General features: G+C 71.6%; 7 protein-coding genes. 3 read left to right on the top strand and 4 right to left on the bottom strand.

What is annotated here, in order from left to right:
• Positions 1 to 447: 447 nt before the first annotated feature.
• The 4 genes from GA0070618_RS29370 to GA0070618_RS29385 all read right to left on the bottom strand — a co-directional run bounded on the left by GA0070618_RS29370 (position 448) and on the right by GA0070618_RS29385 (position 8226).
• Positions 448 to 1710 carry a glycoside hydrolase family 16 protein gene (locus tag GA0070618_RS29370; RefSeq protein ID WP_172900344.1) on the bottom strand — a complete coding sequence of 421 codons (1263 nt, stop codon included), beginning with the start codon at positions 1708 to 1710 and terminating at the stop codon, positions 448 to 450.
• A 300-nt stretch (positions 1711 to 2010) separates the two neighbouring features.
• Positions 2011 to 3546 carry a bifunctional 3-(3-hydroxy-phenyl)propionate/3-hydroxycinnamic acid hydroxylase MhpA gene (gene mhpA, locus GA0070618_RS29375; RefSeq protein WP_088984533.1) on the bottom strand — a complete coding sequence of 512 codons (1536 nt, stop codon included), beginning with the start codon at positions 3544 to 3546 and terminating at the stop codon, positions 2011 to 2013.
• 258 nt (positions 3547 to 3804) lie between these two features.
• On the bottom strand, positions 3805 to 5631 hold the full coding sequence (locus GA0070618_RS29380) for a right-handed parallel beta-helix repeat-containing protein (RefSeq protein WP_088984534.1): 1827 nt from the start codon (positions 5629 to 5631) through the stop codon (positions 3805 to 3807).
• Positions 5632 to 5799: 168 nt separating this feature from the next.
• On the bottom strand, positions 5800 to 8226 hold the full coding sequence (locus GA0070618_RS29385) for a carbohydrate-binding module family 20 domain-containing protein (RefSeq protein WP_088984535.1): 2427 nt from the start codon (positions 8224 to 8226) through the stop codon (positions 5800 to 5802).
• A 449-nt stretch (positions 8227 to 8675) separates the two neighbouring features.
• On the opposite strand from GA0070618_RS29385, the gene GA0070618_RS29390 reads away from it, so the two are divergent.
• The 3 genes from GA0070618_RS29390 to GA0070618_RS29400 all read left to right on the top strand — a co-directional run bounded on the left by GA0070618_RS29390 (position 8676) and on the right by GA0070618_RS29400 (position 10868).
• Entirely contained in the window at positions 8676 to 9608 is a 933-nt protein-coding gene (locus tag GA0070618_RS29390) for an STM4015 family protein (protein ID WP_088984536.1), read from the top strand.
• A 6-nt stretch (positions 9609 to 9614) separates the two neighbouring features.
• Positions 9615 to 10562 carry an STM4015 family protein gene (locus GA0070618_RS29395; RefSeq protein ID WP_088984537.1) on the top strand — a complete coding sequence of 316 codons (948 nt, stop codon included), beginning with the start codon at positions 9615 to 9617 and terminating at the stop codon, positions 10560 to 10562.
• 66 nt (positions 10563 to 10628) lie between these two features.
• Positions 10629 to 10868: a hypothetical protein gene (locus GA0070618_RS29400; protein ID WP_088984538.1), complete on the top strand. Its 240-nt coding sequence runs from the start codon at positions 10629 to 10631 to the stop codon at positions 10866 to 10868.
• Positions 10869 to 10931 lie beyond the last annotated feature (63 nt).

The following is a 10931-nucleotide window of genomic DNA, read 5'->3' on the forward strand; positions in this document are numbered from 1 at the left end:
TACTTACCGACTCCCGCTTCTCGCAGGTTCGGGCTCCGGCCGGCGATTCTGCGGCATGACCCGGGTCTTGCCGCAAGCCCCCCGGTGCGCTATACGTTGAGAGTGGCAAGGGAGTGACTACCCGGCCCAGCGGCCCGGCGGGTGGCCGCCAGTCACTTGTGGTCACGCCGCGTGTCCGTGGTCAAAGTGTTGGTGGATTCTCACGGTGGGTGACCCGGTGATGGCTGGCCGACACCCCGCGCGCGCCCTTTGCTCTGCACCCGCATGCGCGACACCACTGCCGAGCAGGGTCCACGGGGGCGGAACCTGGTGTCCCGCACCCTTGATTCTCTTGCGGCACGCGGCGAGATGACGTCTCCGAGCGCCACGGCACGGCCCCTGGCCCCGCGCGGGGGTGCTGGTCCGGCCGGCCGGAACCGTACGTCGGCCGGCCGGAGCCAGGGATCGTCAGTACCGGGTCCACTTCTGGTTGGGCGTGCCCGCGCAGTCCCAGAGCTGGAGCTTCCCGCCGTTGGCGGTCACGTTGTCCCGGACGTCCACGCACCGGTTGGCGCTGAGGTTGACCAGGTCCCCGGCGGCGTTGAGGGTGAACCGTTGGGCCGGGTTTCCGTTACAGGTGACCAGGTTGACCTCGGTGCCGTTGGCGGTGCCGGCCCAGGCCGGGTCCATGCACTTGCCCATCGCCCGGACGGTGCCGTCGGCGGCGAACGTCCACTGCTGCGCGACGGTGGTGTTGCAGTCCCAGATCTGGAGCTTGGCACCGTCGATCGGGTTCGCGCTGGGGATGTCGATGCAGCGTCCGCTCCCCACGCCCCGGAGTCGGGTGGTGCCCGGGGGCGGGTTGCCGCCGGAGGTGTAGCCGTTGACCCGCACATAGTCGACCAGCATCTGCTGCGGGAACCGGGTGGTGCCGTCCGGGTAGCCGGGCCAGTTGCCACCCACCGCCACGTTGAGGATCATGAAGAACGGGTGGTCGAAGACCCAGCGGTTGCCGTTGAGGCGGCTCGGGTCGACCCGGTGGAACTCGACCCCGTCGAGGTACCAGATGATCGAGTTGGGTTCCCAGTCCACCCGGTAGGTGTGGAAGGCGTCGGCCAGCGGGGCACCGATGGTCCGGCTGCCGGTGATGCCGCCACCGCCCGAGTAGCCCGGCCCGTGGATGGTGCCGTACACGGTGTTCGGCTCCCGGCCGATGTTCTCCATGATGTCGATCTCGCCCGAGTTCGGCCAGCCCACGCTGCCGAAGTCGTTGCCGAGCATCCAGAACGCCGGCCAGATGCCCTGCCCCCGGGGAATCTTGATGCGGGCCTCGAAGCGGCCGTACGCCTGCGTGAACGTCGCGGCGGTCAGCAGCCGGGCCGAGGTGTACTCGCACCGGCCGTAGTGACACTGGTAGTTGTTCGGGTTCTCCCGCCGGGCGGTGATGACCAGGTTGCCCTGGCCGTCGTGCACCGCGTTGCTGGTGCTGTTGGTGTAGTACTGCAACTCGTTGTTGCCCCACCCGTGCCCGCCGATGTCGAACCGCCACTTGCTCTGGTCGACGGGCGTGCCGGCCGGGGCGTTGAACTCGTCCTGCCAGGTGATGCCGCCGATCGCGGCCTGCGCGGGTTCGTCACCGGCGGGCAGGAAGGGCGCCGCGGTGAACCCCACCACCGCGGCGAGGGCGAGGGCGAGGGTGCGGGCTCGTGGGGGAAGTCGGAATCGGGGCACGGGGATCTCCTTCGCGTGGTGGAGCGGTCCGGGCGGCGGCGTGCCGTCGGCCGCCGCCAGGCGCGGCGCGGTGTCCGGCCGGGCGACGCCGGACGCGCCCACGGCTGACGGCGGACACCGGCGGCACCGCTTCCACCCGGCGGATGAGAGAGCGCTCTCTAGCGAAGCATGTCGATGGTTAGTATTTTTGTCAACACTGTTGCCAATTAGCCTGACGGCCGTCGAAGCGCAGGCCGAGGCGGGGATCGAGGGCTACCGGCCCTCTCGCCCGACCCGGGACGGGGTGGGCGGGAAGGGTGGTCAGGAGGTGACCGGTGGCAGGTCGGCGCAGCGGACGCGAGGAGCCCGTGCCACCAGAGCGGCAACGTCGTCACCCGAGGTCATCACCGTCCGGTCGGGACGGACCAGGGCCGCGTCGACCCCGGCCCGCCGCAGCCAGCGACCGAGCGCCGAGGCCGGGTCGACCGGCACCGGCACCACGCCGTGACGCCGTGCCGCCCCGGCCACCTCCGTCGACAGTGCCCGGACGGTGACCACCGCGAAGCAGGGGCCGACCACGTCGTCGAACCGGCGATCGTCACCGAGGAGCGCGTTCGGGCAGAGCCGGCCGTGCAGACTGCGTGGCGACGGGCGACGCTGACGCAGCGCCGACCGTGGCAGCGGGGGGGTCGCGCTGTCCAGGACCTTCGCCCGGAATCCGGGCAGGTAGGCCAGGCGGGGGGCGACGACCCGGCGGAGCAGGTTGCCGATCTCACCCCCTTCGGTCATCGCGCGGCCGATCACCGTGGCCAGCCGGATCAACGACGTGACGTGTGGCCGCCGCTCCGCCTCGTAGCTGTCCAGCACGGTCTGCGGCAGGCTGCCGGCGAGGACGGCGGCGAGCTTCCAGGTCAGGTTGGCCGCGTCGCGCAGGCCGGCGCCCATGCCCTGGCCGATGAAGGGCGGGGTGAGGTGGGCCGCGTCGCCGAGGAGGAGGACGGGCCCGGCCCGCCACCGGTCGGCGACCTGGGCACGGAAGGTGTACTCGGCGCAGCGGGTCACGGTCAGCGCGGTGAAGGGCACCTCCCCGGTCCAGGGCCGGACGAGCCGGTGCAGGGTCTCCGGCGCGGAGAGTTCGGCGACCGTCTCACCGGGCAGCAGCCGGAACTCCCACCGGTACCGCCGCCGCCCCACCCGCATGTACGTCGCGGCGCGATGCGGGTCGCAGACCTGGTGCACGCCCTCCCACGCGTCGAGGACGGCGTCGGTGTCGACGTCGACCACCAGCCAGCGCTGGGCGAAGCCGAGGTCGCGCATGGTGGAGCCGATCAGCGGCCGGACGGTGCTGTTGGCGCCGTCGCAGCCGAGCACGTACCGCGCGGAGAGCGTCTCCTCCGTTCCCGAGGCGCGGTCGACGAGACGCACCCGCACCGGTCCGTCGCCGTCAGGGTCGACGCCGGTGACCTCGACGTCGCCGCGGAGGGTGACCAGCGGTTCCTCGGCCAGCCGGCGACGCAGCAGGCGTTCCAACTCCGGCTGGTCGAACATGTTCGCCTGGGGATGACCGTGGACGCCGGCCGCCGTACCCCGGCGGAACTCGGCGAGGACCCGGTGGTCGGGGGCGAGCAACCGCAGCCCCTCGGCCGGCCGGGAGATGGCGGCGAACTGCTCGTGCACACCGATCCGGTGCAGGATCCGGTAGACCTCGTCGTCGAGGTGTACGGCCCGGGGCCGGGGATAGACGTCCGCCCACCGGTCGAGGAGCACGGACCGGACGCCGTGCCCGGCGAGCAGCAGCGCGGCCGTCACGCCGGTGGGACCGGCACCGACGATGACGACGGGCACCGTCGCGCTCACCGTCCCGCGCCGTCCGTCGTGGACGCCCCGGGACGGGTGGGGACGCGTCGGTGGCGGGGGTCGGCCATCGGCTCTCCTCGGCTGAAGGAACGGCTCCGGCTGACCACCGTAGAGGTCCCGACACGTCGGCGGGGGGCGCCTCGCGTGACCCGCCGACGCCCGTACGACCGGCTCCGGCGTCGGACCGGCCGCCCGTACCCGAGGTGGGCGGCGCTGCCGGCGGCGGAGGAACCGCCGGCAGCGCCGTGCGGGGTGCGGTCAGAGCCGGGCGCCCACGTCCGCGCCGTTGGCCGGACGCAGGAAGGTCGACCTCGGGATGGACCCGTCCGCCGACCGGGGACCGGTGATGGTGGCCGGATCGGTGCTCACGAAGGTCCAGGTACCGCCGATGTTCCACGAGTTGTTCGACCCGGTGGAGTTGCCCAGCGACACGTTCGTGGTGTTGCCGACCGAGAGGTTCCGGTTGACCGTGGAGGTCGAACGGGAGACGTCGAAACCGGCCTTGCCGTTGTCCCACGCGGTGTTGCGTTCGAACACCAGCGAGCCCGGGTTGCCGTTGTCGATGAACCCGCCGGCCGAGTTGCCCCAGGCCATGCTGTTGCGGGTGACGTGGTTGACGGCCGGACGGGGGTCGTTGCCGCCGCCGTTCTTGAAGCCGTTGCCGTCACCGGTGTAGTCAGGCAGGTTCCAGTAGTTGTAGCCGTTGTCGTAGGCGACGCTGTTCTCGATCAGGATGGGCGAGAGGAACAGCCACGCGTCGAAGCCGTCGTCGGCGTTGCGCCACAGCCGCGCGCCCCGGACCACGTTGCCGGTGCCGGAACCCTCCTTGATCGCCAGCCCGTCCGCGCTCTCGCCGTTCTTGCGGGGATCGCGGTTGCCGTAGCTGTCCAGGTCGATGATCTGGTTGCCGGACGAGGATCCCTGGATGTGCAGGCCCGACTCGTAGTTGTCCCGGGTGACCAGCCGCTCGTACCGGCCGTTGTTGGTGTCGACGCCGAAGATGCCGTACGGACCGTTGGCGATCTCCAGGCCGACGAACCGCCACCAGTCGCCCTCGACGTGCAGCGCCCCCCGGTCGGAGCGGGGGATGGAGGAGCCCACGGCCCCCGGGGTGTACGGCATGTTCTCGCCGTCGATGACCACACGCTCGCCGTTGTGGTTGGTGAGGGTGATCGGCTGCGACGAGGTGCCGTCCTTGAGGATCTTGATGGTGACGCTCGGGGCGTAGGTGCCGCCCCGGACCGCGATGGTGCCTCCGGGCTGTACGAGGTCGTGGGCGCGCTGGATGGTGCGCAGCGGCTGGGCCAGGGTGCCCGGGTTGGCGTCGTCGCCGTTCGTCGCGACGAAGAGGGTGCCCGAGGGCGGCGGCGCCGTGGTCGGCGGCGGGGTGGTCGCGGGTGGCGTGGTCGGTGGTGGCGCGCTGGTGGGCGGGGTGGTCGGCGGTGGCGTGGTCGGCGGCGTGCCGCCACCGGTGCTGACCACCACGTCGTCGAAGGTCGCCGACGCGTACGCGGTCTGGAGGCCGATCCGGCCGGCGCTGGACAGCGTGCTGGTGCCCTGGCCGATCACCGTCCCGTCGACGCTGCCCCGGACGGTGGTGCCGGCGACCTCGACGGAGAGGGTGTACCAGGTCCCCGGGACGACCGGACGGGAGGCGGTGGCGAGGACGGTCACCGAACCGCCGCTGACCGCCTGCAACTGCACCCGGTCGCCGGGCAGCAGGGCGAGCCGGTAGTACGTCGTCGACCCGCCCGCGCGGGCCAGCAGGCCGACGTGGCCGTTCGCGGCGAGGCTGAGCGGCTTCACCCGGGCCTGCACGGTGTACCCGGTCCAACTGGTGCTGCCGGCGAAGAGCCGGGCGTTCTCGCTGCCGGCGTTGGACTGCCGGGCGGCCGGGGACCCGTCGGTGACGACGGCCCAACTGCCGCCGGACTTCGACCAGCCGCCGGTGTCGCCGTCGGAGAAGTCGTCGCTGAACACGGTGGCGGCGGAGGCGGTCGCGGCGAGCCCGACCACGAACGCGGCGGCGGGGGCGAGCACCGCCGACAGGAGGAGGGCCAGCCGACGCTGGCGGGACGGACGCATGTGGACGTACCTCCGGGGGTGGGGGTGGCGACGGAGGGTGAAAGCGCTTTCCCCGCAGACGGTACGAACCCGCATTCAACCCTGTCAACCTTTCGCTGGACACGCTCCCACCGACACCCCGACGGCCGGCCCCCGTCTCGGGGGACCGGCCGTGGTGAGGGTGACGCGTCAGCGCCAGGTGTCGGTGCGGGTGATGGTGCCGCCGGAGGAGGTGCTGAAGCTGCGGTTCCCGCCGCCCTCCCAGGTCACCGTGCCGTCGGCGTTCTTCTTGAGGTACTTGTACTCCACCGCGGTGTTCGGTGGGAGGTTCACCGTGGCCCCCCACACCGGGTAGGCCGCCGAGGAGAGCGGCACCGCGTTGGCCGGATTCCACGAGCCCAGGGCCGCGACGTTACCGACCACGTAGACGTTCTGGCCCCAGGCGGTGGTGGCGGTGGCCTGGAAGGAGGTGGCCACCGTCGAGGTGCCGGTGTCCCCCCGGAACGTCTCGGTGACCGTGACGCTGCCGCCCGCCGGGGTGGAAAGGCTCCGGTTGGCGCCGGATTCCCAGGTCACCGTGCCGGAGGTGGTCTTCTTCAGGAACTTGTACTCCACCGTGCTGGACTTCGGCAGTTGCACCACGCCCCGGAAGACGCCGCCCTGAGCGGTCAGTTGGACCGCCGAGGCCGGGGCCCAGGAGCCGAGCGCGGGGACGCTGCCCACCAGGTAGACACCCTGGCCGGCGGTGGTGGAGGCGGTGACGGTGAAGGTGGCCTCGACGGTGTCGCCGACCGGTCCGGGGACGTAGGTGTCGGTCCGGGTCGCGGTGCCGCTGGCCGGGGTGGTGAAACCACGGTCGGTCGCCTCCTGTCCCACCACCGTGGACCCGTTCTTGACCAGGTACCGGTAGGAGATCGCGGTGCCGGCCGGCAGCGCGACGGTGGTGGTCCAGGTGCTGCCGCTGCCGGTCAGGGCGACGGAGTTGGCGGCGTTGCCACCACCGAGCGCGGCGGTGTTGCCGACCAGGTGCAGGGTCTGTCCGGCTCCGAGGGACGCGGTGGCGGTGAACGTGGTGTTGACGGTGACTCCGGGGGTGGGCCGGGCGTTGACGTGGATGGCGACCGCGTTGTTGGCCGGGAGGTTCACGGTGGCCCGTCCACCCGAGACGGCGACCCGGGTGCCGGTGCAGCCGGAACCGCCGACCCCGCCGGAGATGACGTCGCAGTACTCGCCGTCGGCGAGACCGGTGACGAACTGCGCGCTGGTGGCGGTGCCGGAGTCGTTGATGCCGATCCAGGCCCGGTCACCGCGGTGGAAGCCGATGACGTTGCTGTTGACCGTGGTGAAGTCGGAGACGGTCTTGACCGACCGCGCCGCGTTGGCCCAGCCGACCATGCCCTTGATGCCGGTGGTCTGGCTCAGGCAGTTCCAGGCGCTGCCGCAGACGGTGTCGGTGACGTAGCCGTTGCCGTTGTGCGGTGGGGACTGGTTGCGGTTGGTCCAGGAGAAGCTGTCGTAGACCGACGGCTTGCCGTGCGGGTAGGCCAGCGCGAAGTAGTTCGCCAGGACGTAGTCGGTGCCGTTCTTGTAGGACAGGACGACCCCGTCCCGCTCCAGGTCATGGTTGGTGACCATGGCGAAGACGTTCGCGCTCGGCGCGTCCAGGTTCCAGCTCGGGATGTTCGCCAGGGCCGAGATCGAGCCCTGGAAGGCGGACCGGATCCCCTTGGCGTACGCGAAGTCGAGGACGTCGCCGTTGCCGATGAACGCCCGCGCCTTGAGCGCGTCGTTGCTGGCCCCGTCGAAGATCTCCTGGGCCACGTACGGACGCCGGTTCTCCGCCACCGTGTTGTCGAGCTTGCCCACGATGGCCGCGAAGTCGTCCTTCCTGACGTGCTTGACCGCGTCCACCCGGAAACCGTCGACACCGAGCCCGATCAGGTCGTTCAGGTAGGCCGCGATCTTGTTACGGACGGCCTCCTTCTCCGTGTAGAGGTCGGAGAGGGAGAGGAGCTCGCAGCTGGTGACCTGGGCTTCGTTGTTCCAGTCGTTGATCGTCCCGTTGGTCGGGCAGTTGTCGCCCGGACGGTGGAAGTCGCCGTTGCCGTAGGGCACGGCGGGGTAGCTGTAGCCGGAGAACTGGGTGCCGGCGTACCCGACGCTGCCCGCCGGGTTGTTCGTGCCGGCCATGTGGTTGACCACCGCGTCCACGTACACCCGCACCCCGGCGGCGTGGCAGGCGTTGACCATGGCGGCGAACTGCTGCCGGTTGCCGAACCGGCTCTCCAGCTTGTAGGAGACCGGCTGGTAGACCTCGTACCACGGGTGCACACCGTCGGGGCTGTTCGGCAGGCTGACCGACTCCTGCGGCGGAGCGACCTGGACCGCGCCGTACCCGGCCGGGCCCAGGTGGTTGGTGCAGGCGGCCGCGACCGACGGCCAGTTCCACTCCCAGAGGTTCGCGGTGACCTCACTGTCGTTCAGGGTGACGGCCGCCCGCGCGGGGGTCGCGGGCACGGCCGCCAGGACCGCCGGCGTGGCGGCGGAGACGACGAGCGCGGCGGCGAGCAGGACACGGCCGGCGGGGCCGCGCAGGGGTGATCTCAGACGTTCCATGGCACGAGGACCTTCTTCCGGGGTCGAAGAGGCGCTGGCGAGAGTGGACGGCCGTCCGTGTAGCAGAACAATGAAGGATCGATGAAACCTTTGCAAGACCTTGCGGCGACTTTTCGCAACCTACCCGCAACATGGCCGCCACATAGGACCCCGGTCATTCCGGCAAGGTGCTGGGCGTAAGCGAGACGGGTGGCATCCCCCTGATGGGCCGGCGTCCCGATGCCCGGGAGGATGGTTGACGTACGACGAGCCTTCGGCGTAGCGTCCCCGCAAAATGTTCCAGCTTCTTGCACCGCCTTGCGAAGCGGAATGAGCCACGACGCGCCGACCGCCGGACCGGGCCACGGACACCGACGGCACCGGCGAGCGGAGGAGCCACCACTGATCACGTTGTCGGTCGGGACTGTTAGCGTCGCGCCGCTGGCCTACCCGCCCGACCGGAGGTTGTCGTGATCAGCTCGCATGCGTCGTCGTTCGCCGGATTACCGGTGCGGCTCTTCACCCCCGGGGAGCCCCTGCCGGAGGATCCGTCGGCGGTGGCCTGGAGGCTGGAGGTCGAGGAGTTCGAGGCCGAGCCCGAGGAGTTCGCCGACCTGGTGGCGACGTTCCGGACGACGGTGCCCGCCGAGGCCGTCCGGGCGGTGGTGGTCGGTGAGTGGGGCAGCGCGTACGAGCGGGCGCTGCCGGTCGAGTTGCTGGTGGACGCGGCGACCGAGTGGACCGGGCTACGCGCGATCTTCCTCGCCGACTTGGTCTCCGAACAGTGTGAGATCTCCTGGTTGACGCTGGCCGACATCACCCCCCTGCTGACCGCCTACCCGGCCCTGGAGACGCTCTGGGTGCGCGGCGGCAACGAGCTCATGCTGAGCCCGGTGCGGCACGACGGGCTGCGGGAGCTGCGTTTCGAGTCCGGCGGGCTGCCCGGCCCGCTGGTCCAGGCGGTGGGCGAGTCGCAGTTGCCGGCGCTGGAACGACTGGTCTTCTGGCTCGGCCGCACGGACTACGGCGCGAGCACCGGTCCCGAGCAACTCGCCCCGCTGCTGGCCGGCGGCGGGCTGCCGGCGCTGCGCCACCTGGGCCTGTGCAACAGCGAGATCGCCAACGTGGTCGCCCGGACGGTCGCCGACGCCCCGGTCGTCGCCCGGCTGGAGGTGCTCGACCTGTCGATGGGGGTGCTCACCGACGACGGCCTGGACGCGCTGCTGGCCGGGCAGTCGTTGACCCACCTGCGCCGGCTCGACCTGACGCACCACTTCCTGTCCGACGAGGCGCAGCAGCGGGTGGTGGCCGCGCTTCCCGGTGTCGACGTCGACCTCTCGGACGCCCGGAAGGTCGAGGTCTACAGCGGCCGCGAGTACCGCTTCACCGCCGTCGGGGAGTGACCGGCGATGACCTTCGTCAACCACGCGCAGTCCTTCGCCGGCCGGCCGGTGGTCGACGTCTCCCGGGACGAGCCACTGCCGACCCTGGACACCCCGGTGTCCTGGCGGTTCTCCCACAACGAGTTCGACACCTCCGCCGGGTACACCCCGTCCGAGCCGTTCCGCGGCGCGTTCGACGAGTTCCTCGCGGAGGTCGGGCCGTCGGTGGAGTCGCTGGTCATCGGCCCCTGGGGGTACGCGGCGTTCAATGTCGCCCCGATCGCGCAGCTCTGCGCGGCGGCACCCCGGCTGCCGGCGCTGCGGGCGCTCTTCCTCGGCGACATGACCTCCGAGGAGTGCGAGGTCTCGTGGATGCGGGTCGGTGACGTCAGCCCGCTGCTCACGGCGTACCCCGAGCTGGAGGTGCTGCGGGTCCGGGGCGGTCAGGATCTCACCTTCTCGCCGGTGAGGCACGAGCGGCTGCGCGAGCTGGCGGTGGAGACCGGCGGGCTGTCCGCGGCGTTCACCCGGGCGGTGCTCGACTCGGAGCTGCCCGCCCTGACCGACCTGGAGCTGTGGCTCGGCACCCCTGACTACGGCGGTACCACGGACGTGACGGACCTGGCCCCGTTGCTGGCCGGCGAGCGCTTCCCGGCGCTGCGCCGCCTCGGGCTGCGCAACGCCGAGATCGCCGACGACCTGGCCGAGGCGCTGTCGACCGCGACGGTGGTGCCCCGGCTGGAACGCCTCGACCTGTCGCTGGGCACGCTCGGCGAGCGGGGTGCCGCCGCGCTGCTGGCCGGTCAGCCGCTGACCCACCTGACCGAACTCGACCTGCACCACCACTACCTGGACGTGGAGACGGCCGCCGCGCTGGTGGCCGCCCTGCCCGGGGTGCGGGTGGACGTGTCCGACCCACGGGCGGACGAGGAGGACGACGGGGAGAGCTACCGGTACACCGCCGTCGGGGAGTGACCCGTGCCGGTTCGGGACGGCCCGGCCTGGGTAGCACCAGGGCAACCGGACGCCGAGGAGGACCTGATGAGCGACCCGAGGTACGCGGCACTACCACTGGCCGCCACCGGCCTGCGGAACGAGGACGACGGCAGCGGTCCTGAGCCGACCGACGCGATCGTCGGCGCGGACGACGCGGCGGCCGACGCCGCCCGGGCCGGTGCCGACGTCGACCTGACCGGGGCTAACCGGGACGGTGACGGTGTTCCGGTCGGCGCGGCCGACGCCGACGCCGACCGGGAGCGCGCCGCCCGGCAGGCCGACTGACCACCGTTCAACCGACAGACCGCCGTTCGCGAACCCGGCCGCCGCCCCGCCACTTCGGCGGGG

The sequence above is a fragment of the Micromonospora echinospora genome (genome assembly GCF_900091495.1).
Taxonomy (GTDB): domain Bacteria; phylum Actinomycetota; class Actinomycetes; order Mycobacteriales; family Micromonosporaceae; genus Micromonospora; species Micromonospora echinospora.

Bases quoted from the DNA above. Each gene is read 5' to 3' on its own strand.
- GA0070618_RS29380 (WP_088984534.1), bottom strand. From the start codon at position 5,631: ATGCGTCCGTCCCGCCAGCGTCGGCTGGCCCTCCTCCTGTCGGCGGTG.
- GA0070618_RS29385 (WP_088984535.1), bottom strand. From the start codon at position 8,226: ATGGAACGTCTGAGATCACCCCTGCGCGGCCCCGCCGGCCGTGTCCTG.
- GA0070618_RS29395 (WP_088984537.1), top strand. From the start codon at position 9,615: ATGACCTTCGTCAACCACGCGCAGTCCTTCGCCGGCCGGCCGGTGGTC.
- GA0070618_RS29400 (WP_088984538.1), top strand. From the start codon at position 10,629: ATGAGCGACCCGAGGTACGCGGCACTACCACTGGCCGCCACCGGCCTG.